Annotated in this window: 22 protein-coding genes; 18 read left to right on the forward strand and 4 right to left on the reverse strand. The window is 66.2% G+C overall.

The window, feature by feature from the left end; all coding sequences use genetic code 11:
• The first annotated feature begins 67 nt into the window (after positions 1 to 67).
• The 3 genes from SD37_RS09665 to SD37_RS09675 all read left to right on the forward strand — a co-directional run bounded on the left by SD37_RS09665 (position 68) and on the right by SD37_RS09675 (position 4,032).
• Entirely contained in the window at positions 68 to 1,750 is a 1,683-nt protein-coding gene (locus tag SD37_RS09665) for a WXG100 family type VII secretion target (protein WP_044851378.1), read from the forward strand.
• Positions 1,751 to 2,068: 318 nt separating this feature from the next.
• Positions 2,069 to 3,322 (forward strand): cytochrome P450 family protein, encoded by a 1,254-nt coding sequence (locus SD37_RS09670; RefSeq protein WP_083254913.1) that lies wholly within the window; start codon positions 2,069 to 2,071, stop codon positions 3,320 to 3,322.
• A complete protein-coding gene (locus SD37_RS09675; protein ID WP_044851380.1) occupies positions 3,319 to 4,032 on the forward strand; it encodes a response regulator transcription factor in 714 nt (237 codons plus the stop codon). The genes SD37_RS09670 and SD37_RS09675 overlap by 4 nt, the downstream gene beginning before the upstream one ends.
• Here the strand turns inward: SD37_RS09675 and SD37_RS09680 are convergent.
• Positions 3,941 to 5,119: a cytochrome P450 gene (locus tag SD37_RS09680; RefSeq protein WP_052674922.1), complete on the reverse strand. Its 1,179-nt coding sequence runs from the start codon at positions 5,117 to 5,119 to the stop codon at positions 3,941 to 3,943. The two genes, SD37_RS09675 and SD37_RS09680, sit on opposite strands and share 92 nt — an antisense overlap.
• A gap of 137 nt (positions 5,120 to 5,256) precedes the next feature.
• On the opposite strand from SD37_RS09680, the gene SD37_RS09685 reads away from it, so the two are divergent.
• The 8 genes from SD37_RS09685 (at position 5,257) to SD37_RS09720 (ending at position 13,254) form a co-directional block, all read left to right on the forward strand.
• Positions 5,257 to 6,225 (forward strand): aldo/keto reductase, encoded by a 969-nt coding sequence (locus SD37_RS09685; RefSeq protein ID WP_044851382.1) that lies wholly within the window; start codon positions 5,257 to 5,259, stop codon positions 6,223 to 6,225.
• A gap of 16 nt (positions 6,226 to 6,241) precedes the next feature.
• Positions 6,242 to 6,940 carry an O-methyltransferase gene (locus SD37_RS09690; protein WP_044851383.1) on the forward strand — a complete coding sequence of 233 codons (699 nt, stop codon included), beginning with the start codon at positions 6,242 to 6,244 and terminating at the stop codon, positions 6,938 to 6,940.
• Complete coding sequence (locus SD37_RS09695; RefSeq protein WP_044851384.1) at positions 6,937 to 8,115, forward strand: cytochrome P450; 1,179 nt, start codon at positions 6,937 to 6,939, stop codon at positions 8,113 to 8,115. Before SD37_RS09690 ends, SD37_RS09695 begins: the two co-directional genes overlap by 4 nt.
• 26 nt (positions 8,116 to 8,141) lie before the next feature.
• Positions 8,142 to 9,806 carry an aromatic amino acid ammonia-lyase gene (locus tag SD37_RS09700; RefSeq protein WP_044851385.1) on the forward strand — a complete coding sequence of 555 codons (1,665 nt, stop codon included), beginning with the start codon at positions 8,142 to 8,144 and terminating at the stop codon, positions 9,804 to 9,806.
• Positions 9,803 to 10,126: a MoaF-related domain-containing protein gene (locus SD37_RS09705; protein WP_044851386.1), complete on the forward strand. Its 324-nt coding sequence runs from the start codon at positions 9,803 to 9,805 to the stop codon at positions 10,124 to 10,126. The genes SD37_RS09700 and SD37_RS09705 overlap by 4 nt, the downstream gene beginning before the upstream one ends.
• A complete protein-coding gene (locus tag SD37_RS09710) occupies positions 10,123 to 11,652 on the forward strand; it encodes an FAD-binding oxidoreductase (RefSeq protein ID WP_044851387.1) in 1,530 nt (509 codons plus the stop codon). The genes SD37_RS09705 and SD37_RS09710 overlap by 4 nt, the downstream gene beginning before the upstream one ends.
• Positions 11,653 to 11,827: 175 nt before the next feature.
• Positions 11,828 to 12,136: a MoaF-related domain-containing protein gene (locus tag SD37_RS09715; protein ID WP_044851388.1), complete on the forward strand. Its 309-nt coding sequence runs from the start codon at positions 11,828 to 11,830 to the stop codon at positions 12,134 to 12,136.
• A 47-nt stretch (positions 12,137 to 12,183) separates the two neighbouring features.
• Positions 12,184 to 13,254, forward strand: a complete 1,071-nt coding sequence (locus SD37_RS09720; RefSeq protein WP_236725302.1) for a cytochrome P450 family protein — start codon at positions 12,184 to 12,186, stop codon at positions 13,252 to 13,254.
• Here SD37_RS09720 and SD37_RS09725 read toward each other — a convergent pair.
• Positions 13,244 to 14,644, reverse strand: coding sequence for a DHA2 family efflux MFS transporter permease subunit (locus SD37_RS09725; protein ID WP_052674935.1), 1,401 nt, complete (start codon positions 14,642 to 14,644; stop codon positions 13,244 to 13,246). The two genes, SD37_RS09720 and SD37_RS09725, sit on opposite strands and share 11 nt — an antisense overlap.
• Positions 14,645 to 15,293: 649 nt before the next feature.
• Between SD37_RS09725 and SD37_RS09730 the strand changes: the two genes are divergently transcribed.
• Positions 15,294 to 15,764, forward strand: coding sequence for an SsgA family sporulation/cell division regulator (locus SD37_RS09730; protein WP_236725303.1), 471 nt, complete (start codon positions 15,294 to 15,296; stop codon positions 15,762 to 15,764).
• A gap of 25 nt (positions 15,765 to 15,789) precedes the next feature.
• On the forward strand, positions 15,790 to 16,344 hold the full coding sequence (locus tag SD37_RS09735; RefSeq protein WP_044851390.1) for a type VII secretion system-associated protein: 555 nt from the start codon (positions 15,790 to 15,792) through the stop codon (positions 16,342 to 16,344).
• Positions 16,345 to 16,365: 21 nt separating this feature from the next.
• On the opposite strand, the gene SD37_RS09740 is transcribed toward SD37_RS09735, so the two are convergent.
• Entirely contained in the window at positions 16,366 to 19,089 is a 2,724-nt protein-coding gene (locus SD37_RS09740) for an AAA family ATPase (RefSeq protein ID WP_044851391.1), read from the reverse strand.
• A gap of 229 nt (positions 19,090 to 19,318) precedes the next feature.
• On the opposite strand from SD37_RS09740, the gene SD37_RS09745 reads away from it, so the two are divergent.
• Positions 19,319 to 19,810, forward strand: coding sequence for a YbaB/EbfC family nucleoid-associated protein (locus SD37_RS09745; RefSeq protein WP_044851392.1), 492 nt, complete (start codon positions 19,319 to 19,321; stop codon positions 19,808 to 19,810).
• Between the two features lie 20 nt (positions 19,811 to 19,830).
• Here the strand turns inward: SD37_RS09745 and SD37_RS09750 are convergent, their stop codons facing one another.
• Positions 19,831 to 20,085 carry a Smr/MutS family protein gene (locus SD37_RS09750; protein ID WP_044851393.1) on the reverse strand — a complete coding sequence of 85 codons (255 nt, stop codon included), beginning with the start codon at positions 20,083 to 20,085 and terminating at the stop codon, positions 19,831 to 19,833.
• Positions 20,086 to 20,156: 71 nt separating this feature from the next.
• Between SD37_RS09750 and eccD the strand changes: the two genes are divergently transcribed.
• The 4 genes from eccD (at position 20,157) to SD37_RS09770 (ending at position 26,100) form a co-directional block, all read left to right on the forward strand.
• Complete coding sequence (gene eccD, locus SD37_RS09755) at positions 20,157 to 21,551, forward strand: type VII secretion integral membrane protein EccD (RefSeq protein WP_065912781.1); 1,395 nt, start codon at positions 20,157 to 20,159, stop codon at positions 21,549 to 21,551.
• A complete protein-coding gene (eccB, locus tag SD37_RS09760; RefSeq protein ID WP_044851395.1) occupies positions 21,551 to 22,972 on the forward strand; it encodes a type VII secretion protein EccB in 1,422 nt (473 codons plus the stop codon). The genes eccD and eccB overlap by 1 nt, the downstream gene beginning before the upstream one ends.
• A 212-nt stretch (positions 22,973 to 23,184) precedes the next feature.
• Positions 23,185 to 23,508: a hypothetical protein gene (locus tag SD37_RS09765; protein ID WP_044851396.1), complete on the forward strand. Its 324-nt coding sequence runs from the start codon at positions 23,185 to 23,187 to the stop codon at positions 23,506 to 23,508.
• A 183-nt stretch (positions 23,509 to 23,691) separates the two neighbouring features.
• Entirely contained in the window at positions 23,692 to 26,100 is a 2,409-nt protein-coding gene (locus SD37_RS09770; protein ID WP_236725503.1) for a large repetitive protein, read from the forward strand.
• Positions 26,101 to 26,560: the final 460 nt, after the last annotated feature.

Genomic DNA, 26,560 nt, shown 5'->3' on the forward strand with positions numbered 1-26,560 from the left:
CGGAGGACAGGACAAAGCCGGCCGGTTCTCCGGCCGACATCGAAAACGTACTGACAGGGGCTGATCAGTGACGGCGTCCGAACCGGTGCCGACCGTGGACCCGGCACTCGAAACACTGACCTTCGAGCAGCTAGCGCAGCTGGTCAACGAGATCAGTCCCGAGGTCTTCTACGAGCGTGCGCGGGCTTTCGACGCGGCGGTGACACGGCTGGAGCAGGTGCAGGACGACCTCGCACACGCGACCCGTGAGCTGTGGGACGCATGGCGGGGCGCGGGCGCCGACTCGTTCGCCGAAGCCGTTCGTGAAGTCTCCGCGCAGGGCAACACGGTGATCCAGGCCTTGGCCAGCCCTGGCTGCGGCGCGACACTTCGCCGGGCGGGTGAAGCGCTCACCCTTGCCCAGCAACGTATCCGTGATCTGCAGGCGCAGAAGCGCGAAGGCGATCTCCAGGCCGCGCGTCAGATCGTGCACGAACTCGGTATCGCATATCAGGAAGTCGGCGCGGCGATCACTCCGTTGCCCGGCGCGGAAATCGGTATCGCCGCGAATGACCAGGGAGTGCTTCCGGCCGCTTCGACCGGTGCGACGCCGGTCATGGGCGGCGTTCGGCTCCCGATCGAGGGTGACGCCGGCCGATTCGGTGACAGCGCAGGCACCCACGGTGGCGGTGCGATCGTGCCCCTCATGGCCACGGTGCCGTCGAATGGTTCCTTGCCGGCAGGAGAGGCCGATCGGCACGGAGACGCCCGGCCGGGGGCGCTGGACGATTCAGACAACTGCGCATCCCAGCACGTGGTGCCCGCGGTGCTGGGCAAGGGCATGCCGGTCGCGCCGGTCGTACCGGGCGAAACGGGTGACGTGACACTTGACGGGCGAGAAGCCGGGGCGCTGGTCGCGGTGCTCGGCCGGCCGGGCGGAACCCAAGCCGCTACGCGTGATCAAGGGCGGAAAAAGCCGAGGGAAAGGTCTGAGGGCGAAAGCACGGCTTCTGAATCGGACGAGTCACGGGTGACTCCGAAGGCGCCGAACGCGGACATCACCTCCCATGGCCCTTCGACCCGCGCGGGGTCCGTCCCCAAGGTGGAGGTCGCGGCGAGCGCCGGGCCGATCCCGGCGGACGCCCCGGCCACGGTGCCCGCGAGCCCCGAACCGGTGAAGGCTCCGGCCCACGCCACCGCGACGGTGGCATCCCCACCCGCACCTGCCACACCCGCCGCACCGTCCGCGTTGCCGGGAACGGCGACGACGCCGGCCGAGATCGGGAAAACGCACCCGTTGCCGCCCGGTTCCGGTGCGGGGCTTCCCGGCAATGCCACTCCGGTGACGCCCGGTGTCCCGGTGGGCGACGCCTCGCTGCCTGGTGCGTTGCCCGCCTCACCTGCCTTCCGCCCCGTGACCGGCGCCTTCGACGCCAGTTCCACGATCGGGCTCACACCGGTGATCCCGGGCGGAGGCGGGCCTGCCCGGATACCGGGGGAGACGATGCACGGCGCCGCAGGCGGTTTCATGGCACCGATGCTCGGCGGTGCCCACGAAACGGACAATGATCGGCAGCCGGCAGGCTTGCTCGGAGTCGATCCCAAGATCTGGGAGGGGTCGGGCAGTGTGCCCCATGTGCTGGGGCGCCGGGCCTCGGCACCACTGGCGGAGTCCTCCGATCTCGACGCCGCGAAGAAGAAGGCCATGGACATGGTGGACTCCGTGCTGGGCCGCTCAGAGCACAAGGAAGACGATCCAGCCGCCGAGTGAGAACGGCGTGCCGCGAGCCGCCGGCGAAATGTAGGGCAAAGGTGTCCTGTCGGACTTCTGCCCGCGGGTGGCGGAGTCCCCCAAGCGTTGCGAAAGCCACTTTCGCAGCACCCGAGGCGGCGGGTGAGCGACTGAACCGGACCGAACGTCGAGCACGGACACATCGGGCTTCAGGCCAAGTCGCGGACTTCGACGTTTCCTGAGTTCCGAGGGGTGAAACCTCGCCAAGTACGAGAAGGCCGCCTCGGTAGAGTCCGGGCAGTCCTGCACGTCACGTGGACTCGGACCATCCAGTCCAGGCGCGTGCGCCGAGAGGGAGTGACCGTCTTGGACAAGGATCCAATGCCGCTGCTCAGCCGATCCTTCATGCGCGACCCCTACCCCAAGCTCGCGGCTCTGCGGAAGAGTCACGCGGCGGTGCCCGTCGAGAACGGCGGCTTCCGGATGTGGGTGATCACTCGATACGAGGATGCGCGAACCCTGCTGGCGGATTCCACCCTCCATCGCGATCTGGTCAAACACCGTCACGAGGTCGTCGGGCGAAACCTGGTCGACGCCGAGCGTAAACCGAAGCTGCCACGCGAACTGCGACGCAGCATGCTCGATCAGGACGGTGCGGATCACCGGCGGATGCGTTCCGTGGTGGCACGGTATTTCACTCCGTCCCGGCTGGCCACACAGCGGCCGAGGATCCAGCAGGTCGCCGACCAGTTGCTGGATCGGCTGCCGGTAGGCGAACCCGTCGACATCATCGACGCGTATGCGCGGCCCCTCTCAGCCACCTGTCTGTCCGAAATGCTCGGCGTTCCCGAAGGCTCACGTGGTGAGTTCCCGGTATGGGAGACAGCGATCCTCACCGCGCCGACCAAAGCCGAGGTGGAGGACGCCGGACGCCGGATGCGGAGTTTCGCCGAGGAGATGATCGCACTCAAACGATCGGAACCGAAGGACGACCTTTTCACCACGGTGGTCGAAGCCGGCTCGGACGGCGCACTGAGCAACGCCGAACTGATCTCCATGATCACGCTGTTGCTCATCGCCGGACTCGAACCCGCCAGTGCGATCGGCAGTGGCGTTCGCGTGTTGCTGGGACATCCGGACGAGCTGGATCGGTTGCGCGCCGACCCGAATCTCATCGCCGCCTGCGTCGAGGAGGTCCTCCGGTTCGAGACACCGTTCCGGATGCTCACGCCGCGCTATCTCGACCACCCACTGGAACTGAACGACGTCACCGTCCCCGCGGGCGAACTCCTTCTGATCTCCACGGGGGCCGCCAATCGCGACCCTGCTCAGTTCGTCGATCCGGACCGGTTCGACATCACCCGTGACACGGCCAAGCACCTGGGCTTCAGCCACGGCAGCCATCGGTGCCTCGGAGCCGAACTGGGCAGGCTGGAGACCGCGATCGGGCTCTCGGCACTCTTCGCCCGCTTCCCCGAAATCCAGTTGGCCGCGTCGGACGACGAGATCCGCTGGCGGCCAGGAATGTTCATGCGGAGGCTCGACTCACTGCCTGTCGTGGTCGGACGACCACGACAGGCGAGTACGGAATTCGGACTGGGAGTCACATGATCAAGGTCGTTATCGCCGGCGGCGACGAGATCTTTCGCGCCGGAATGTGCGCCGTGCTCAGCATCCCCGGCACCATCGAGGTGGCGGCACAGACCGGAAGAACGAGCCGCTTGGCGGCTCTCGTCGTCACCCATCGACCTGATGTGGTCATAGTCGATCTGACCACAAAGGACAGAATGCTGACGCGCGCCGTTCGCAACCTGCGCTGCGAACTACCCGCCACGCGCATCGTGGTGATCACTCCGGTGGGGACCAACGAGGTGGCGTACTTCTCGCTGACCGGGCGGGTGGCAGGCCTGCTCGAGGGGCCGGTACCTCCGCGGGAACTGATCAACGTCGTCAAGGCGGTCGTCGCCGGGGACTCGCTGATCATTTCCCCGTCCATCGCTCAGCGCATGACCGACGGATTTCTTCGGTACAACCGGACCCGTGTCTCCCACGCCCAAGACCGGATCGACGCGCTCACCAGCCGTGAACGTGAAGTGCTGGCTCATCTCGCCAAGGGGTGCGGAAACGCGGAGATCGCGCAGCGGTTGTACCTCAGCGAGGGCGCCGTCAAGGCACACGTGAGCCATTTGCTGACCAAACTGAATTGCGCCAACCGTGTCCAAGCGGCGATCATCGCCTGCGACTCGGGATTGTTCGAGCCCGTTCCCGATCAGCGTTCCTCCTCTGAAGCCGAACCGGCAGCGCGGTCAACTGGTTCATGATTCCCACATCTTCCCATTTCAATTCGCCGACCGGCACCGCGAGCTCGATCCGATCGAAGTGGTCGAGCAGCGTCGCGAAGGCGATCTCGGCCTCTGCCTTGGCGAGATTCGCGCCAAGGCACCGATGAATGCCGTGACCGAACGCCAAGTGCTGGTTGTCCTGACGGCCGAGGTCGAACCGGTCCGGTTCGGCGAACCGCTCTCCGTCACGATTCGCTTCCGTCAGGGAACACATCACGACATCGCCGGCGTCGATGGCGACGCTTTCGATTTCGATACGCTCGACAGCCATCCGGAACGCCGTCACGCGCAACGGCGGGTCGTAGCGCAGCATCTCGTCGACCGCACTGGACAAGACGGCCCTGTCGCCACGCAACCGGTCGAGTTGATCGGGATGGGTCAGCAGCAGACTCAGACCTTTGGCGATCAATTGCGTGGTCGCCGTCTGGCCCGCCACCAGTAACAGGAACACCATCGAACTGACCTCGTCGTCGTCAAGGTCCGCGGTCAAACGCGTGATGAGGCCGTCGTCCGGGTCCACCCGCCGTTGCCGGGCGAGGTTCTTCGCGTAGTCGTTCAGCCACATGATCGACGGCCGCAGGGTGTCCTTGATCGGGAGAAGCCCGGCCGCGAAGACGTCCGACCAGCTGCGCACCTGTGCGCACTCGTCCGCGGGGATCCCGAAGATCTCGCCCAGCACCAAGGTCGGGAGCGGCACGGCGAAGTCGGCGACCAGGTCCACCTCCGCCCCCGTCCGCAGCCGCTGCGCCAGCTCCCTCGACATACGCTCGATGGCGGGTCTTACCGCGGCGACCGCACCCGTCGTGAAACCCGGCGCCGCCAGCTTGCGCATCCTGGTGTGCACCGGCGGATCCTGGCTCAGCATGTCGCGTTCCATGATCCGCCTGACATCGGTGGGCAGCGACGCGAGTGGAGCCATCGCGCCCATTGTGGACGAATCACTGGTGAGCCTGCGGTCGCTCAGCAACCGCCGCGCCAAGCCGTGCTTCGTGACCATCCACACGGTACGGCCATCCGGCAGCTCCACACGAGTGACACCGGGCGAACTCACCGTCGCAGCGCTCATCGGCTCAGTATCGCCGAGGTGGCCGTCGCATTCATTGGCCGTTCGTCTACTTCAGACTGGCCGATTTGCTATCGACGGCGCCGGTGGAGCTACGGATACGGTTCAGGCACAGAAAACACTCCACAACAGGAGCCGTCATGAAACGACGAGAGCTGGGACACAGCGGACTCAAGATCTCCCGGATGGGGTTGGGCACGGCGACCTGGGGGCTCACCACAGACCGCGACGAAGCCGCCAAACAGCTCGAAGAATTCGTGGGAGCGGGCGGGGACCTGGTAGACAGCTCCGACGTGTACGGCGAGGGCGCGAGTGAACGCGTGATCGGCGAACTGCTCGGAGCGGTCGTTCCACGCTCGTCGGTGGTGCTCGCCACCAAATCCGGCGGAGTGGCCGGAGGCAAACCGGGCGATGCCGACACCAGAAGGGAATCGCTGCTTTCCGCGCTCGACGCGTCACTCACCAGGCTCAGGACGGATTACGTCGACCTGTGGCAAATGCACGTATGGGATGACCGGACACCGATCGACGAGACGATGTCCGCGATCGAAACCGCAGTCCAAAGTGGACGCGTCCGGCACGCCGGAATCTGCAACTACGCGGGGTGGCAAACCGCTCTCGCCGCCAGGAAGCGGCTGGGTGGCGGACCATCTCTCGTGAGCACACAGGTCGAGTACTCATTGCTGGAACGTGGCGCCGAGCGCGAGGTGGTCCCCGCTGCCGCGGCGCTGGGGCTGGGCGTGTTGCCGTGGGCCCCACTCGGCAGGGGAGTGCTCACCGCCAAGTACCGGTCAGGTGTGCCGCAGGAGAGGACCAAGAGCTCGTTCTTCCGGTGGTACGTCGGCCATCACCTCAACGCGCCTCGCACCGGTGAGATCGTCGACACCGTCGCGTCGGCGGCCGCCGAGCTCGATGTCGCCCCGGTCGCGATCGCGCTGGCGTGGGTCCGGGATCGGCCGTCGGTGGTCGCTCCCGTGGTCGGAGCGCGGACCGTGGAGCAGCTCAGGGACTCTCTGACCGCCGAATCACTCGAGTTGCCGGAGGAGATCAGGACCCGGCTGGACGAGGTCTCGACACCGTACATCGGCTATCCCGAGCGGCTTGTCTGACTACTAGGGAGCGACCATGGGCCGTCGATTCGGCGAATTCAAACATCTTCCCATCAGCCCGGTGCTGCGCGAGTACGTCCTGCACAGCGGCACACCACTGGATCCGGTGATGACGAGCCTGGTGGACAGAACCCAGGAGGTGAGCGAACTTTCGATCATGCTCGTGCCCGAGGAGCAGGCGAATCTGATGACCCTGCTCACCAAGGTGCACTCGGCCGAGACCGTACTCGATCTCGGAACGTTCACCGGTTGCTCGGCGCTCGCGTTCGCCCGCGGCGTCCCCGCCGGCGGCCGGGTGATCACCTGCGACATCAGTGACAAGCACCTCGACGTGGCGCGTCACCATTGGGAATGGGCCGGCGTCGACGACCGTATCGATTTCCGGCTCGGCCCGGCCGCGGCGACGCTGGAAGCACTCGCCGAGGAGGAGACCCGGATCGATATCGCGTTCCTCGACGCGGACAAGGAGAACTACGGGGTCTACTTCGACCTCATCGAGCCGATGCTGCGCCCTGGCGGCCTGCTTCTGGTCGACAACGCGCTGTTCAACGGATACGTGCTCGCACCGGAACTGGCGCCCTCGGAACTGATCCGGGGTGCGTCGGCCGCCCTGCGCGATCTCAACACGCGCCTGGCCGCGGACGATCGCTTCGAAACCGTCATGCTGCCGCTGTCCGACGGTCTCACCATCGCCCGCAAGAAGGACCAGGAATGACAGCGGTGGATGCGGACGTGTGGGCCTTCCCGTTCGACGAGGAAGGCTTGGAACTCAACGAGTCCTATCGCCGGGCTCGCACCGCCGAAGGCCTCGTCCGCGTGCAACAAGCCTATGGAGAGGCCGCTTGGCTGGCCACCCGGTACGAGGACGTCCGGTTCGTGCTCGCGGATCCCCGTTTCTCCAGAGCCATGTCTATGACCGAGAACTGTCCACGGACGACAGAAGGAGTGCAGCGGGGCGGTCTTCTCTTCATGGACCGCCAGGACCATGCCCGCATCCGCGGGCTGGTGGCGAAGGCGTTCACCATGCGGCAGGTCGCCGCATTGCGGCCGAAAGTCCACCAGCTCACCGACACCCTGGCCGAGAGGATCGCCTCGAGGACACCGCCGATCGACCTCGTCGAGGATTACGCCAAACCGGCACGGTCGACCGTCATCTTCGAACTGCTCGGCATCCCGCCGGAAGACAGGAACGGTTTCCGAGGGCTCTGCGAGGGCGTGCTTTCCACCGGTGCGATGTCCGCGGAGGAGTTCGGGGCGAACCACGTCAAGTTGAACGGCTACATGGCCGAGTTGGTGCACCGTCGCCGGCACGAACCCGGCGACGATCTCATGACCGCACTGATCGCGGCTCGTGATCTCCAGGACCGGCTCAGTGAGGAAGAACTGGTCAACGTATGCATCGACATCCTGCTACCCGCCTACCAGAGCCAGGTACCGAATTTCGTCACCGCGCTGATGCGGCAACCAGGTGCGTGGGAGAAGCTGGTCGCCGAACCGCACCTGCTTCCGAGCGCGATCGAAGAGCTGGTGCGGTTCGTGCCACTCGTCGAGGGCGCGCCATTCCCCCGATACGCCACCGAGGACATCGAGGTCGGCGGCGTACTCGTCCGAGCCGGAGAACCTGTTCTCGTATCGATGGCGTCGGCCAACCGTGACTCGTCGGTGTTCGCGGGCGCGGACGGCCTCGTCCTGGACCGGCAGGACAACCGCCACCTGGGTTTCGGGCACGGCATTCATTTCTGCCTCGGCGCCCAACTGGCCCGCATGGCGTTGTACGAGGAACTGAGCGCCTTGATCAGGCGAATACCCACGCTTCGTCCGGCAGGGGAGGCGGTGTGGAACACCGAGATGGGCATACGCGGGTTACGAGCCTTGCCAGTCGGATGGTGAGCGCGGCATCAGTGAACGGAGCTTCGATGACTGTGGATGTGAAGACGGCCCTCGACGGAACCTGGGAAGCCGGCGCGCCGACCGTGATCGACGGGAGCACGTTGACTCTCGAAGACCTGCACGTTGTCGCGGTGAAAGGCGGTGGCGTCGAGTTGCGGGACGAGTCCGTCCGCGCGATGAGCCGGTCACGCGATCTGAAGGTCGATCTCGTCGCCGGCGGTCAGGCGATCTACGGCGTGACCACGGGTTTCGGGGACAGCGTGATCCGGCAGGTCGCGCCGGTGAAGTCGGCGGAACTGCAGCACAATCTGATTCGCTATCACATGAACGGAACAGGGCCGTCGACGCCGCCCGACGTGGTACGCGCGACCCTGTTGATCCGGGCCAACTGCCTGGCCAAGGGCAACTCCGGAGTCCGGCCGGAGGTCGTCACACGCCTGGTGGAACAGCTCAATCTGGGGATTCTGCCCCGCCTGCCGCAGCGAGGTTCACTCGGCGCCAGCGGTGATCTGGTGCCCTTGTGCCACCTCGCCGCCAGCCTGCTCGCCGAGGGGGACGTCACCTACGAAGGGCGGTTGCGACCGACCGGCGACGTGCTCGCCGAGGTCGGCCTCGCTCCGTTGACGTTGGAGGCCAAGGAAGGTCTGGCGCTGATCAACGGAACGTCGTTCTCGTCGGCGTTCGCGGCGCTGGCCTGCCTGGGGGCGACCCGGCTGGCCCGGATCGCCGAGCTGAGCACGGCGATGGCCTCCGAGGCGTTGCTGGGCAACCGAGGACACTTCGCGGAGTTCATCCATCAGGCCAAGCCACATCCCGGCCAGCTCGCGTCCGCGCGAGAAATCGCCCGGCTGCTGTCCGATTCGAACCTGGCGCTGGACCACAGCCAGGTCATCGAGCTGACCGGTGGGTTGGGAGACAAGGAATACGCGGAGCTGAAGAGGTCCATTCAGGACCGGTACTCGGTACGGTGCGCTCCACACGTGGTCGGAGTCCTGCGGGACACGCTTGATTGGGCACGTCGCTGGGTGGAGATCGAAATCAACTCCTCGAACGACAACCCGCTGTTCGACGTGGCCGCACGGGAAGTGCACAGCGGCGGCAACTTCTACGGCGGGCATGTCGCGCAGGCGATGGACTCCCTCAAGGTGGCCGTGGCGAATATCGCGGACCTGCTGGACCGCCAGCTCGAACTCGTCGTGGACGAGAAGTTCAACAACGGGCTGACGCCGAACCTGATCCCCCGCCACACCTCGTCGGACTGGCGCGCCGGACTGCACCACGGGTTCAAGGGAATGCAGATCGCGTGCTCCTCGATCACCGCCGAGGCCTTGAAGACCAGCGCTCCCGCGAGTGTGTTCTCCCGGTCCACCGAGGCGCACAACCAGGACAAGGTCAGCATGTCCGCGATCGCCGCGCGGGATGCCTTCCAGGTCGTCTCGATGGCCGAAGAGGTCGCCGCGATCCACCTGCTCGCCCTGTGCCAGGCCTTGGATCTGCGTGGGTTGGCACTGGCGTCGAGCCGGACCAAGGCCGCTCATGCCTTGGTCCGTGAACGGGCGCCCTTCGTCGACAACGACCGGGCGATGGAGAGCGATATCCACGCGGTCGTCGACCTGATCAGGTCCGGTGCGCTCATCGACGTCACGTCGCCGGCCGCTGCCGGACTCAACGGACACGGAGGCGGACGATGACCGAGATCGACGCGACGGCACAGGCCGAGTTCCCTCTCCTTGGGCAGATCTGGCAGGCCGACTACGGCGATCTGGTGATCGAGCACGACTATCGGGAGCCAGGCAAGATCAGTTTCGTGTCGAAACACGGCACGAGGCTCACGGTGGATCTCACGGTGACACGCGTCAGGGATGATGTGTTCGTACTCGCCTTCCAGGACGCGGACGCGTCGGTGGTCGCGGTCGAGGATTTGTCGACACATCGAGTCTCCTCGACGATGATCCTGCGCGACCACACGCTGCTGCACATGAGCGGCGTACTGAGCCAGGTGGAACCGTGACCGCCTTCACCACCTCCGCGGTCGTCCCCGGCGACCCGCGCTACGAGGATCTGATCCGGCGGGGCCACAACCCGCGGTTCGCGCACCGTCCGGACGAGGTCCACCCGGTGCGGTCGACCGATGAGGTGGTCCGGGTGGTCGCCGACGCGGTACGGGCGGGCCGGAGGATCGCGGTACGCAGCGGAGGGCATTGCGGAGAAGATCTCGTCGACAACCCGGCTGTCCAGGTGCTCATCGACATCTCGCAGATGTCGCATGTGGACTTCGACCACGAGCGTCGTGCCTTCATGGTGGAGGCGGGCGCGACGATGGAACAGGTCTACCGGACGTTGTACTTCGGCTGGGGTGTGACGGTCCCCGGGGGCGTCTGTCTTTCGGTGGGCGCCGGCGGGCATTTCGGCGGAGGAGGTTTCGGGGCGCTGTCTCGGAGCCTGGGCACGGTCGCCGAGTACATCGAGGCGGTGGAAGTCGTCGTGGTCGACGACGAAGGCGAGGCCCGCGCCGTCGTCGCCACACGCGACCCGAAGGACCCTCACCACGATCTCTGGTGGGCCCACACCGGTGCGGGGAGTGGCAGCTTCGGTGTGGTGACCCGATATTGGTTGCGGTCGGCGACCGCGGCCGATGAGGCCCCGGCACGATCGCTACCCGCCCCGCCGTCGGCGATCCAGTGCGACCTGGTGATGTGGGACTGGCCGGATCTGGCTGCCCAAGACGTGTTCGTGCGCTTCATGGCCAACCACGGGAAATGGTCCGAGCGGAACAGCGATCCCGATTCCGCCGCCACGGCCCTGCACAGCGTCCTGATGATTCCGCATCAGGCCGCGGGCAAGATCGTTCTCGATGTGCAGACTGACGCTTCGGCGCCTGGAGCGGAAAAGCTCGCGGACGACTTGGTCGACGCGCTCGCGTCGGGGGTGGCGGAGCCGAGCCTGCGGATACGGGCCGTCCGGTCGTGGTGGCAGGGCATGCTCGCCACCACGGTCTCGAAGGATCCGATCCCGCAGGACGCCCAGAGTCGGGCCAAGGTCAAATCCGGGTATCTGCGCCGAAGCTTCACCGACGACCAGTTCGCCACCGTTCACGCGCACCTCACCACAGCGGACTACGCCCACCCAGAGGCCTACCTCTGTCTGGTGTCCTACGGCGGGAGGGTGAACGCGGTCGCCCCAACGGCCACTTCTCTGGCCCAGCGCGACTCCGTGCTGAAGGTCCTTTTCGGAGTCAACTGGACACAGCCCGACGAGGACGACTCTCACTTGCGGTGGGTTCGCGAGTTCTATCGGGACGTTTACCGCGAGACAGGCGGAGTACCGGTGCCGGGCGAGGTGAGCGACGGAGCCTACATCAACTACGCGGACGCGGATCTGGCCGATCCGGTGTGGAACACCTCGGGTGTGCCCTGGCACGCCTTGTACCACAAGGAGAACTACGCACGGCTGCAACGGGTCAAGGCACGCTGGGACCCCAACGACGTGTTCCGGCACAGGTTGTCCGTACACGCCACGGCGGAGGAGTCTTCATGATCGTGCCCAGGCGCCGCTGCGCTCGGCGCACAACGTCGACCACGCGGCGCGCGGACGAGATCGAGGCGTGGGTGTGGATCCTGCCTTTCGGCTCGTTCGCGCTGGTGTGGAAACGAGATCCCACCGCAGGTGAAAACCACAGTCCTGAACACCGACAACCCTTTGGGAGAGAATCATGAACGACTTCCCGCTGACCGGCCAGATCTGGCGTATCGACTACGGCGAGATCGCCTTCGAGCACGACTACCGGGTACCGGGCAAGCTCAGTTTCGTGCTGCCGACCGACGGCTCGACCATGACGGTCGATCTGGCGGTGACCGAACTACGAGAAGACCTCTATCTGCTCCGGTTCGAAGACGGCGGGTACGCGTCGATGGTCGCCATCGAGGACCTTGCGGCGAACACCGTCAACACGACGATGTTCGTCCACCACGACAGTTCCATGATGAACTTCACCGGCAAGATCAGCAGGGTCGACGGCTGATGTCGGCGGTCAGCCAAATCGAACTCCCCGATGGGCGAAGTGTTTGGATGGTCACCAAGTACGCCCTCGCGAAGAAGGTGCTGAGCGACACCACGCTGTCCAACGACACTTCACGGATGGGCGAGAAGGCTCCGCTTGCCGCGCTTCCCGCTTCCGTGCGGGAAGTGATGGCGAAGGACATGCTCAACACCGATCCGCCGAAGCACACCCGGTTGCGGCAGCTGGTCGCGCAGAACTTCACCGTTCGCAGTGTGCAGGAAATGAGGCCGCTCGCGAACGAGATCGCCGACCGCCTGTTGTCCAAAGTGGATACTTCGACGGAAGTGGATCTCGTCCCGGAGTACGCGCAGCCGTTGCCGACTCTCGTTCTCGGCGCACTGATCGGGATCCCGGAAGAGGACTGCGCGGACGTCCAGTACTGGTCGGACACCTTCGTCTCGGAGCTGTTGCTGATCAGTGACAAGCTGCAGGCGTCGGCGGAGTGGTTGAGCCAGTACGCGACCGAACTGGTGCGGCGTAAACGCCTTGCCCCTGGCGACGACCTCTTGTCCCGGTTGATCGCCGCCGAACTGGACGACGACGAGTTGAGCTCGATGGTGTTCGTCCTGCTGATCGCGGGACAGACCGCCGCGAGCCAGTTGATCGCCAAAGCGGCGCACCTGCTGCTGACACATCCGGATCAGCTGGCCGCGGTGCGGGCAGACGAGTCACTGCTGCCCGGCATGGTGGACGAAGCGCTGCGGTTCGAATCGCCACTGGACGTCACCGCGTTCCGCATGACCACGGAACCGTTCGAACTCGACGGCGTCACCATCCCGGTCGGGGAAATCGTCATCTGCTCGATGCCCGCCATCAATCGCGACCCGGACCGATTCCCCGATCCCGACACCTTCGACATCCGTCGCATGGACAACGCGCACCTGTCGTTCGGCTTCGGTATCCACCGGTGCCTGGGCGCCAACCTGGCGCGCGTCGAGACGGAAGCCGCCGTCTCCGCCCTTCTTCGTCGCCAATCCAGTTCGGCGATCACGGTGCGAGAGGACGGAGTCCGGTGGCAACCGGGCGGCATCATGCATCTGCTCACTTCGCTGCCGGTCCGGTTCGTTTCTACGGACTGACGATCCGCTGCCGGGCGGAGCGTAGTCCGGTCGCGACCAGCGCACCCGCCAGCAGTACTCCGACCGGCAGCCACAAGCTTTCCTTTACCGCCGTCGCAAGATCGGTCTCGTGGACCGCTGCGATCCTCGCCTGCAACAACACGCCTACAGTGGCGCTGCCGAGCACGCCACCGGCCTGGAAGGCCATGTTGAAAGTGCCGGAGGCGGGCCCGAGGAATTCAGGCCGGACCGAACCCATCGTCAAGGTACTCATCGGCGAGAACACGATTCCCATGCCAGTCCCGCACAAGAGGAGCCCTGGCAAAAGCGACCAGGGGCCTGTGCCCGCGGCCACCATCGTCGCGATGACCGTCAACCCACCGGCGACCAGCGTAAGACCGGCCACCAATAGGATCTTCGCATCGAACCGGCCGGCCAGCCAACCGCCGAGCGGTGCGACCGTGCCGGACAACAACGACATGGGCGCCGTCAACATCCCCGCGGTCGAAGGCGAGAGACCGAGCACGGTCTGAAAATAGATCATCAACGGAAAGAACATGCCGGTCACGGCGAAACTGAAGAGGAGCAACGTCACCACGCCGACGGAGAAGTCCCGGTTCGCGAACATCCTCAGTGGCATCAAGGGGAACCGGGCTACTCGTTGCCACCAGGCGAACGCGACCAACAGGATCAGCCCGGTCACGATGACCTGCGACACGGTGACCCCGCCCCACACCTCACCCCATCCGAATCGCTGCCCGTTGTGCACCCCGAACACGAACAACAGGAAACCCGCCCCGGAAAGCACGATTCCCGGCACGTCGAAACGTCCGGTGTCGCGCGGTCGCCAGTCCGGTATCAGCATCACCGCGAGGATCAGCGCCAGGCCACCGATCGGCACGTTGATGTAGAAGATCCACGGCCAGCCGAGAGAATCCACCAGTGTGCCGCCGACTAACGGGCCCGTCACGGTCGCCAGACCCGACACCGCTCCCCAGACACCCATCGCCACACCGCGGCTCGACGGCGGAAAGAGGTGCGTGAGCAGCGTCAGGGTCTGCGGTGTCATGAGCGCCGCACCGAAACCCTGCAAGCCGCGGGCCACGATGAGCGTGCTGATGGATGTGGCGGCACCACAGACGACCGAGGCCGCGGTGAACAGAGCGAGGCCGGCGACGAACACCCGCTTGGGCCCGTAACGCGTGCCGAGCTTGCTGGTGAACAGCATCGGCACCGCCGACGCGAACAGGTACACGCTGGTCACCCAGACCACGGAGTTCAGGCTTGCCGACAACTCGCGAACCATGACAGGAACAGTGACCGGCACGATCGCCGTGTCGAGCATGAAGAGGAACACCCCCGAGCACAGCGCGGCCAAGGCGCCCCACGGCTTGCCCTCTGAGTCGGTCACGTCGCCCCTCGACACTAGTGGATCGGCTCCGAAACCGTAGTGGCGGTCGAGCACGGTCCGCAGGCTTCGTACCGCCAGGTGAAACAGCTTTCCCGACTTTAGAGAGGTAAGGCAAACCTGGCGTGATCGAACCCTGTCGCACAGGCCGCGCGAGCTCACTCCGGGGTGCGGAGTGTCCACAAGAGACATCTCACGCCGATTGCGTGCCCGATTGGTGCCATAATGTCCGGTTCTGGTGGAGGTCGTGAGTGGCAAAGAGGGTTAGAACGACCATTGCCACTCACGACCCCCGTACAAAGCACTCAAATCGGGCAATCAGGGGAGTCTTGGTGTCCCTTGTGGACGGTTGAGGTCGTGATCAGCCCGACTGGCCGGTCCCCGGCACGCAACACGCCACATTTGCCTTACCGCTCAGATAGAACCCGAAACGCCACTCGCGACCACGCCGGCGCCGACCACGCCATGTTTGACTTACCCCGCGTTGACGACCGGCATCCAGCGCATCGTCCATCGGGCGCGGCCGGTCCCGGTCGGGTCCAGGCGGCTGGGGCAGCGGCTGAGCAGGGTCGTGACGCAGCGTGACGATCATGGGTAACCATTTGGCGGTTCTGTGGCCAGGAGCGGCGTGTTTAGGGGAAATGAAGACTCGGTGGGAACACTGGGCACCATGAACAACGAGGCAACCCCGTCGACATCCCGGAACCACTCGATCAAGCACGTGACACACAGCCACGACATTGTTATCGTGCGGGCGATCCCGGGTGGTGATGATGTGCTCGTCGATGTCGAACTGTGTTACGACACCAGTGACCCGTTCGCGATCAAGGCATGCTTCCTGCGTGACACCCCGAATCAGATCACATGGTTGTTCTCACGCGAACTCCTGACGGCGGGCCTGGACGCGCCCGTGGGGGAGGGCGACGTCCGGATCAGCCCGTCGGCGCACTCGCCCGAAACGGTGCAGATCGACCTGAACACGCCCGACGGCGCGGCACACTTCACAGCTTGCGCCGAGGACTTCACGGACTTTCTGGAGTGCAGTCACACGATGGTGCCGCGCGGTCACGAAGACCTGTGGATCGACTTCGAATTCGAGCTCCATCGTCACGTTTTCGACTGACCGCGACCGCTGGGAAAGGAAACTCATGAGCGAAGGATCCGAGGAGAGCGCGTCAGCTGACGCCACTGACTCCCGTTTGCTGCTGCTGCTCGATCCCGAGTTCCGGATGAACGAGGAGCAGCGCGACCTGCCACCGCATGTCATCCTTGGCGCGTGGATCGTCGGTGAAACCGGCGCCCCGAGCCGCTTCCATCCGAATCCGGAGTACCGTCCCAGCACACCCGGCTCCCCGCTCGACCCCGTGGACGCCGTGCTCCGCGCCCTTGCCGACGGCCAGGACGTCGCTGACCAGTTCTCCGTCGTGCTCCGTGACACCGTGCTCGGGATCGCCACGGACGAGCAGGGCTCGGCGCTGATCAAACCTGCCCCTGACGGCGTGCCGTCGGTCCAGGTGGCCACTTCCTTCGGTCATCGCGCGCGAGTCGGGGACGACGTGCGCTGGTTGGACGTCACTGTCGAGGAGTTGGCCGACGCGCTGCCCCAGCACGGGGTCGACGTGCTGCTGAACCCCGGTTCACCGGCGTCGATGCGGGTACTGGCCGACGCGATCCGTGCGGCGGCCGAAGCGGAGGATCAGTGATCGGCCGGGCGGTGCCGCCGGTCAAAGGCGTCGTTCGCCGTTGACGATCGCGTTCGACAGTTCGATGCGGGAACGGTAGCCGCTGCGGATGAACAGCCGGCTCAGCCGCCCTTCGACGCTCTTTTCACTCGTGACCAGCGCCGCGGCGATCTGCTTGTTGCTCAGCCCCTCGCCGACGAGCGTCGCAAGCAACCTCTCGTTCTCCTCGAGTGTGTTTCGGCGGCCTGTAACGACGATGCCCTTGAGCTGCATCAGAGTGCGGGTGTTCGCGCGGTGCATGAGCGCGTCAAGACCGGCCATCAGTTCGTAGGCTTCGTTGAGCTGAGCAGGGTCCGCCATCTCGTGCTTCACAAGCCGCGTGATGAGGACCGACAGCTCGAATGGCTGACCGCGCACATGGGCCGAACGCAGGCTCTCCGTCGCCGCGTCCGGGTCCTTGGTGACCGCCGCGCGCACGAACGACGCGAGGAGTGCGGCCCTGCCCGTGCGCAAGGTGTGCGCCAGCCGGTCGGCCTCCACAAGGCACCGCTCGGCGGTTTTCGTGTCATCGAGTTCGAGAGCCAGGTCGGCCAGTTCCGCGCGGGCGACATCGCAGCCGACCACCAAGCCGCGCTTGTCGGCCTTGCGCAACGCGGTTCGGAGCTTGTCGGCCGCTCGCACTGTGTCGCCGAGCGCACGATCGATCAGCGCTTCGGCGAAGTCGACCAAGTGGCCGAGGACCGGCGAGCCTTCCCTGGCCGCGCTCACCAGCTCGCGTGCGGTCGTGAGGCGGCCCTGGGAGACCACAGCCGAGACCGTCGCGTAGAACATCCCGGTCGTCGCGGCCGCGAAGCCGGGAGCCGACCGGCAAGCCACACTCCGGCAGGCCAGCTCGGTCGCGGTTGGGAAGTCGCCGCGCAGCACGGCGCCCGTCGCCCGGTTCGCCGGCCCCGCGTCGTTCCACGAAAGCCCCTCGTCGGCCAGCAGTTTCTCGGCCCGGACCAGATCGCCGTTCAGCAGCAGGCCGGTGAGATGTGCGTCGACCTGTTCGAGGTGGAACCGCGCGACCTCACGCAGTGGCCACTGCCCGCGTTCCGTGAGGCTCCGCTCGAAGAACTCCGTTTGCCCTTGCCAGAGGCCGCCGAGCGCTGTGACCAGACGCGAGGCAACGGCGTGAGAACGTCCATGGTGGACAATAGGCGTAGTGGTATCCGCCCAGCGCACGGCTTCCGCCCACCGGTCGAGCAGTGTGCAGGCGGTCGCCCTGAGCGCGGCCCTGAAGCCGGGATCCCCGGGCGCGCGGCGGTCGCCGTCGGCGATTTCGCGCAGCGGTTCGGTGTCTTCGCAGCCGCTGAGGCCGCGGAGGAGCAGCGTGCGAGCCTCGAAGGCTGCGTCGGCGTTCACCACGTCCGCGAAGTCGGTGAGCACCAGCCGGAGTATGCGCAGGCTCTGTTCATAGTCGCCGTTGTGGTGATAGGCCGTGGCGAGCAGCAAAAGCGTCTTCGCCCGCTGTGCTCTGTCACCGGCCAGTTCGACCGCGGCGTCGAGCCAGTGGAGCGTCGACGCCGCTTGGTCCTCCGCGGCTTCGATCGCCCGGTGGATCAGTTCCTCCGCCGCCCGCCCCGGATCCACGGACCGGCCGGCCGCGGCCAGCAGATTCGCCCGGTGTTCGAGGTCGGCGCAGGTCGCGGTGCCCGACCAGAGCGCTTCGACAGCGTGCGTGGCCACCATCCGTCGTTCGAACGGCCCGCAGGCCTCGGCCAGCACGGATGCGTGCAGCGGGATGGCGAAGCGCCAGCTCGTGCCCGCCCGATGGAGCACACCCGCGCGGCGCAGGACTTCCAGACGATCCAGCACGTCTTGCTCGGGTATACCGATCACCGTGCCCGTCAACCGGGGCGCGCGATCGCCGAGTGGGGACAGCAAGGCCATGACCTTCGCCACGTCCCACTCCGCCTCGCCCAGCGCGTATGCCGACATGACGGCTTCACAGGCCGGGGTCGAATTCTTCGCCGTCATCGCCGGGACGAAGTACGCGCATCGGTTTACCACGCGGATCGCGCCGCACTGGCGCAGCATGTCCATCGCCTCGGCGACCGCACTGTGCACGCCGCGAGTCAGTGCGTGCACATGGTCGACGAGCGAGGAGTGGGGGGTGGCGCCCAGCGACCTTCTCAGTTTGTCCGCCAGCGAATCCTTGGTCAGCGGAGGCAGCCGGAGCGTGTGCACCAGGTTCTCCTTGCGGAGGGCGTTCAAAGCTTCGGGACCGTAGCGGGCGGCGACGTCACCGGCGGGAATCCGGAGCGCGCCGACACAAGAGAACCGGCGGCCGTCGAGCAAGGGGATCAAAGCTGCGAGCACCGCGAGGGAGTCACGGTCGATCCATTGCAGGTCGTCGAGCAGCAGTACGGTTCTGTCGCCTGCGCGATGCAGGGCGGCAGTCGCGGCGCGCGCCGCGCGCCGCGCCACTGCCGGTTCCACGGCAGCACCCGCGACCGGGCCGATCGTCGCCCAGGCGGGTTCGCCGGACACCGGGCCCCGAAGCCTGGTGGCCGGCTCACCCCGACGGTCGTCGGACGGCAGAACGAACCGGGCCGGAACGGCGTCGCCGCTCGGCGTGAAACGCATCGCCGAGACGTGCCTGTGGTCGGCCTCATAGCGTTCGGAAAGCCGGGCGAGCAGGGTCGTCCGACCGGTGCCGGTGAGCCCGGTGACCAGGACCAGTGGCTTCTCCGCCTCGAGAACGGCGTTGAGGTGGTTCTCCACGTCTTCATCATCGAGGCGGATCAACGGTGAGCCGAGCCGGAAAGGTCAACCGGCCCGGCATCGTGCCCGAAGTTCCCCTGTGCGCCGGGTACCGGCGATGCGCCTGAACCAAGGGGTCCCAGGGCAGCGATCGCCGTAAAAAAGGCCGTGTCCGTGGCATGGCGATCGGTTCGAACGGCTTGTCTGCGATCGTGAAGAGGTAATCGGTATTCACGAGCAAGGAGCGGCGATGACGGATTGGGCAGCGGCTTTGAACGACGCTGATCTGGGTGTCGAGCAGGCGTTGGCCGACCTCGAGCGCGAAAAGCAAAGGCTGCGCGAGGTCAGCAAGATCTGGCAGGAGAGCACGACCACCGTCCGCGCGAAGGACAATTCGTTCTCGATGACGTTCGACGGACGCGGTGAAGTGTCGGAGCTGTCGTTCCACGGATCGAAGTATCGTTCACTGGCGCCCGCCCAGCTGGCCCATCAGATCGTGGCCGTCATGCGCCAAGGCCGCGCCGAGGCGATGGCGAAGGTGGAAAGCGTCATGGGCACGAGCGGGATGACGGGTTTGGACTTCTCCGCGGTCGCCAGTGGCGAGGTCGACCCGATCGAGATGGTGAACTCGCTGCTGGGGCCGATGATCGAAGGGCTCGACGGTCTCGGCATGAAGGTTCCCCTTTCCTTCGACGAGACCGAGCCGGAGAGCGGCAAGAAGAGCGACAAGAAGAGCGGCTGACCCATTCCGGGATTCGCTTGTCAAGACAGGTGTACCAGGATCTTCCCGTCGTTTCCGGGAGCCATCTCCACTCGCCGGTAGAGCTTCTTCAGATGTGCTTGCCGCAGCATCGCGAGCACCCGGTTCGTGAGTTTGCCCGACCCCTTGCCGGGAATGATCTCCACCACCGCCACGCGCGTCGCGGCTCCACGGAGCAGCGCGTTGCGCACCGCTTTGTCGATGTCCCTGTCGCTGCGGAAGACCGGGTGCAGATCCACGGTCAGCTTCTCCGGCATGGAACCTTCTTTCCTGATGAATGGTTGTGCTGGACACGGGTCTATACCCGGCAGGAAGGGCCTGAGACCTGATGGAAGAGCAAACACAGTATCGCACAACGAGTTCGGCGCGCCTACGATTCGTCCTCAATGGACAGACCAGGGATCTCGCGCTGCCCGTCGAGGTTCCGCTCGCCGATCTGCTGCCCGCGATTCTCGCGCAGTTCGGCGCCGAGACGATCGAGCAGGGGGCCGAGCACGAGGGCTGGATCGTTCAGCGAATCGGCGAAGCCGCGCTGGACGGAGACCGAACCCTGCTCCAGTTGAGCGCCGTGGACGGCGAGAGCCTTCATTTACGTCCCCGCGCCGAGCAGCTCGCCGCGATCGACTACGACGACCTGGTCGACGGTTTGGCGGAGCAGGTGCGCGAGCACCCTGGCGCGCTGACTCCGGCCCGGGTCGGCTGGATGTTCCGGCTGGGCGCCGTCGCGGTACTGTTGGTCGCCTGGTGGCTAGTGCAGGCCGACGCGCCTGTAGGAGCTCAGGTGCTGCTCTCCGCCGGGCTCTCGGTGGTGCTGCTCGCCGCGGCGGCCTTGGTCGCTCGTGGTGCCGCCAAGCCCGTGCCGGCGGTGATCCTCGCCGGAGCGAGTGCTGGTTTCGCCACGGTGTCCGGCTACTATCTGATCCTGCTGCTCGATCCGTCGGCCACCGCCATGACGGGCGGCACCGGCGCGGCGGCGGGCGCTCTGCTGGCTCTGCTGGCCGGGGTGATGGTGGTCGCGGACGGCGCGGCGGTGTTCGCCGGGGCGATCCTGTGTACCGTCGTGCTGCTGGTCACCGGCTTGATCGGCTCGGTCACCCCGGCCTCCCCCGGGCAGGCTTGCGCCATCGGCTTGGTGATCTCGCTGATCTTGATGTTGTTCATCCCGACGACCGCGTTCCGCCTTTCCGGGTTGAGCCTGCCGATGCTGCCGACGGGCGCCGAGGAACTGCACGAAGACATCGACGCGGTGTCGCACAAGGTGGTCGTGGATCGCGGAGCGGCGACCTTCGGCTACTCGACGGCACTGCATGTCGGGGGAGGAGCGGCGCAGGTCGTGCTCCTGCCGATGCTGGACAGCGGCGCCGACGGCTGGCATCTCACGTTCGCACTGGTCGTCTCCCTGCTGCTGGTGCTTCGGTCCCGCCACCCGAGCGGCATGATCCAGCGCTGGGCCGTGCTGGCCCCCGCCGCGCTCGTCGTGCTTCTCGTCGCCGCCTGGCTCGGTCTGGCCCGGCCGGTGGAGTCTCGCTTCGTGATCGTGGTCCCGCTGGTACTCGTCGCCGGACTGCTGCTGCTCGGCGGCGAACGCCTGCCGGGTAGGCGGTTCCGGCCCTACTGGGGCCGCGCAGTGGAGATCTTCGAACTGCTCACGGCCATCGCGGTGCTGCCCATCCTCCTGCAGGTTCTCGGCGTCTACAGCGTCATGCGACACCTGGCCGGCTGATGAAATCACGCAAAGACCAGGTACAGGCCTACTTCTTCGTCGTCGGACGGCTGGCGGCCGCCGTGACGCACGGCAAGCCGGACAACCTGGAGTCGCCGAGCAAGCGGATGACGACCGGGATGGTTCTCGGGTTCGTGCTGGCCGCGGTGACCATGGGCGTGTTCGGGATATTCGGCCTGTTCGTGCCCTCCTCCGGCAACTCCTCCTGGAAGCAGGATGGCGCGATCGTGATGGACGAGACGAGCGGTGCCCGCTACGTGTACCTCGCCGGTCAGCTTCGCCCCGTCCTCAACTATTCGTCCGCCCGGCTGGTGGCGGGCAATTCCGGCGGCCAGCTCACCTCGGTCTCACCGGCGGCACTCGCCGGAACGCCGGTCGGTCAGCCGGTCGGGATCGCGGGAGCTCCGGATTCGCTGCCGGCGGCCGACAAGGTGACCGGCGCTCCGTGGACGGTGTGCACGCAGCGTCCTGGTTCCGCTTCCACCACGCAGAACGTGGTCGTCAGCGTCCTTTTAGGACATTCGCCTGGTGCTGCGCTTTCCGAAAGTCAGGCGTACTACGTGTCCGCTCCCGGCGGGGAGCTCTATCTGGTGACGCGTGGGAAGCGCTTCAAACTGCCGAGTGATTCGGCCGCGGTCGCCCTCGGCTATGGCGCGCTACGTCCACTTGAAGTGCCTTCGCTGTGGCTGAACACGATCCCCCAAGGCCCGGACTTCGTCGCGCCACCGGTGCCCGGCCTCGGCCGGCCGGGACCGCCGATCGGCGGGCGGCCCAGTGTGGTGGGGCAGATCTACCAGGCGCGTAACCCGGCGATCGGCACCGAACAGAACTACCTTGTGCGCCAGGACGGCCTGGCCGCGCTCAGCCGCACCGCCGCGGCACTCCTGCTGACCGCGCCGAGTACCCGGCAGGCCTATCCGGATGGGCCGATCGAGGCCATCCAGATCACCCCGGATGCCTTGACCGGCCTCGCGATCTCCACCACGACCGGTATCGCGAACGACCTGCCACCGAGCCCCCCTGACATCGTCGCCCCGCCGCCGGGTTCGCAACCCTGCGCTCGTCATGACCCGGGTACGGGACAGACAGTGGCCGAGTGGCTCCCCGACGGTCAGGTCGCGCAGGCCTCGGTTCCACTGGGCACACACGAGGCAGGGACGACGGCAGACCGGGTCGCGATACCGGCGGGCAGGGGCGTGCTCGCACATGATCAGTCCGCACCGGGTGCCGCCGCCGGCGTGACGTATCTGGTGACCGAAGTGGGGGAGAAGTATCCCTTGGCCGACGCTGCGACGATCACCGCGCTCGGCTACAGCGAGTCCGCCGCGGTCGGGGTGCCGATGCGGCTGCTCGACCTGCTGCCGACCGGCCCGGTGCTCAGTGCCGACGCGGCGCGTCAGGCCCAGGGTGCGCGGCCGTGATCGCAGACCGCCCGCTCGCAAGGGGAATCCCTATCGTGTGCGCCCAAAATCGGAAAACCGAATTCCGGTCGACGTCCGGAATTTATCCTTGAACAGTGGTCGTGCTTTCGCAAAGCTCAAATGTTCAGGAAATCTTCGAACAGGCCGCCAAGTGCAAGGAAACGGTGAACAGAGTTTGACGGCCAGTGCCGTCCCGAGAGCAAGGAGTTGACGTGTCGACGAAGTTCGATGCCGAAGCAATCGCGACCGCCGGCCAGAACATCGGCTTGCTGCTGAACGACACGAGTGCCTTCGAGGCACTGAAACAGCCTTGGCCGACCGCGGGGAAGTTCGAACCGGCGGCCCGGCTGGAGCGGATCATGGACGGACAGCGCGGCGCCGTGGTCGCGCACGCAGATCACCTCAAGGCCGTTTTCGCTGACATGGAGACGAAACTCAAGGAGATCTCAAGCCGTTACAAGAAGACCGACGGACAGAACGCCGAAGAGATCCAGAACGTGATCGCGGGTCTCGAAGGTACTGTGTACGCGACGTAGTCAACACATGAACCATTCGCCGGGAACGGAACCGGGCGGTCCGCGTGAATCCGCGTTCGACGACCTCGGTGCTGGCTGTCTAGACAGGGATCTCTAAGTATGTCCGCTTCTCAAGCTAAGACTCCTATGGTCGGTCAGTACGCGGCTGCTCCGCCCGCGCTCGACCCTGCACAATACACTTCATTGGAATCGCTCACGGCTGCTGTCAGCGATCTGATCAACGCCAAGGACGGTTCGGCCACCACCGCTTGGTACAATCTCGAAAAGGACATGAAGGCGGCCATGGGGGCGATCTCGGCCATCAACGAGAAGTTCGCGAAGCAGATCAAGGCCGTCGGGGACGCCCTGGAAGGCGAAACGGGTGAGGCGTTCACGAAATACGCCACCTCGATTCTGAACACCAGCAACGAAGTGTACGACACCCTGACCGGCAAGCAGTTCGACGTGACCATGGGAAACATCGGCCGTGCTTCGCAAGCTTTCGTGAACACCTGGTGGCAGGTTCAGGCAGCCGGGAAACAGGTCTACGAACAGCGAGTGGCCGCGCTCAAGGCGGACGCCCAGCGGAAAATCGACGCCGCCACGGATCAGGCCGCGGCCGCGGCGGTCGTCGCGCAGCTGCCGCTCCAGGTGATCCAGATCAAGCAGACGTCGGACGCGGCCTTGTTGAAGGATCTGCAGAACGCTCTGGGCACGCTCGGAAACGCCTACAACGCCCGCGGCGCGGATCTCGTCCCGCTCTACATCTCGGATGGCGACACGACCACTGCGGCGCCCGGTGACAGCTACCAGGCGCAGACGAGGAATCGCCACAGCGACCAGAACAACCAGAACAACCCGGGCAAGTTGCCTGATCCGGTCGTGTCGGGGCCTACCCAGGGGGACTCCGGCTACGCGTCGGGACCAGTCGAGCCGGTGCCGGCCACGGGAACGCAGCCAGGCCCGGGCGATCAGCAGCCGAGCTTCGCCTCGGGACCAGTCGAGCCGGTACCGGCCAAAGGAACGCAGCCAGGCCAGGGCGAACAGCCGTCGGGCTTCGCCTCGGGACCAGTCGAGCCGGTGCCGGCAACGGGAACGCCGCCCGTCTCCGGTGCCGCTCCCACAGGGGGCGGCAAGTTGTCACCGGACGCGAGCGCTGCGCTGGGCGACGCGAAGAAGGCCGTCGGCGACACACTCGACGGTCTGGCCGCGAAAACGGATAACCCTGATCGCAAGCAAGCGTTGCAAGACGCGAAGGACGCCGCGCAGGGAGCCATCAACGGCCTGACCGGCGGCGCGCCGGGCGAGGCCGGCGGCACTGGAAGCGCGGGTGGCGTTGGAGGGGCGCCGGATCCGGGTACAGGCGCCGGTGGCGGGCTCGCGCCGTCGATGGCAGGGCTCGCGGACGCGAAGAAGGCCGCGAGCAAGGCGATCGATGATCTGGGCAAGAAGACCGATGACCCGGAGCGGAAACAGGCGCTGGACGACGCGAAGAGGGCCGCTGAGAAGGCGATCGACGGGCTGACCAGCCCGGGAGCGCCGGGCAGCCTCACCGGCGGCCCCGGCGAACCCACCGTGGCCGACGCCAAGGACGCCGCCGCCGACGCGATCGATGGGCTCTCGAAGCCCGATGACTCCGAAGCACGGCAGCAAGCGCTCGACGACGCGAAGGATGCGGCTTCGGACGCCGTCGACGGCATCCTGGGCCAGGAGGGCACCGACCCCGCCGCCTCGGCCGAGCGTGCGCAGCTGCTCGACGCGAAGGAGGCGGCGAACAAGGCGATCGACGACCTCATCTGCGAAACCGACGACCCCGAGCGCAAGCAGGCACTCGAGGACGCCAAGGACGCGATGAATTCCGCGATCGACAAGATGGCCGCGCCGGAACACTTCGGGCAGATCCAGGACGCGAAACTCGCCGCTGACAAGGCGATCGACGGACTCGGCTCGCCGGGTGACGACGCACAGCGGCAGGAGCAACTCGCCGCGGCCAAGGAGGCCGCGAACGACGCGATCGACCGGATCAACGACTCACCCGAGCTCACCGGTCCCGAGCACGACAAGGCACTGGCGCAAGCGAAAGAGGACGCGGCCAAGGCGATCGACGGATTGTCCCGGCCCGACGACAGCCCCGCCGAACGCCAGGCTCTCGCCGACGCGAAGACCGCGGCGAACAAGGCCATCGACGCCATCGGGGGCAGCAGCACCGCTGGTGGCAGCGGTGGTGGCAGCGGCAGCTCGACGCGCGATTTCCTGGCGCCGTCCACGCCGACCGGGCAGGGCCTCGCGACCGGCGGCGGCGCGACCGGCGGCGGGGGCACCGCGACCTCGGGCGGGGCCCCGGCCGCCAAGTTCGACACCCAGCCACTTTCCGCGGCCGCACCGATCAGCACGCAGGGTGGTCCGACTCTCACCGGCGCTCCCGCCGGGCTGGGCACGGGCCAGCAGGGCGGTATGCCGATGGGTCCGATGGGACCCATGGGTGGCGGAATGGGTGGCAGCCCCGGCGGTCAGGAGGAGAAGGAACGGGAACCGCAGATCTGGATCCAGGCCGATAAGGGCGCTTGGGGCGAGGACGACGACTCGCAAAGCCACGTACTGGGCAGGAGCTGATTCGCACCCGCGTTCAAGGAGGCTTTCGCGGCCTTCGTGCGTGTCGGGTTGTCAATGGGGCGGGCCGTGGAGGTCCGCCCCATTCGGCTGTTCGTGGCGCCGGGTGTTCAGCCGGTCATGTGCGAGCGTGGAAATACAGCTGAATGGCGGCGGTCCAGTATCCTGCGTCGTCAATTCGTGGTCTAGGTCCGGGCCCGCCTCGTGGACGCAGGTAGTCGACTAAACGCGGCAGGAGCCTATTCGGGCCGGGTTCATCCCGCGGACTGTCTACCAAGGACGTCTACTCACGACGAAATGCCTGTTCTATGCCTAGGTGTACGGTTTTTGAGCACGGTCGTGAGTGGTAATGAGCGTTCTAACCCTCATTGCCACTCACGACCCTTCCTGAAACCACGCAAACTTCTCAAATCGGGCACATCTGTCTCCTGGCGAACCGCTCACGACCCCCGCAGACTTACAG

This window comes from Amycolatopsis orientalis (assembly GCF_000943515.2).
Taxonomy (GTDB): Bacteria; Actinomycetota; Actinomycetes; order Mycobacteriales; family Pseudonocardiaceae; genus Amycolatopsis; species Amycolatopsis orientalis.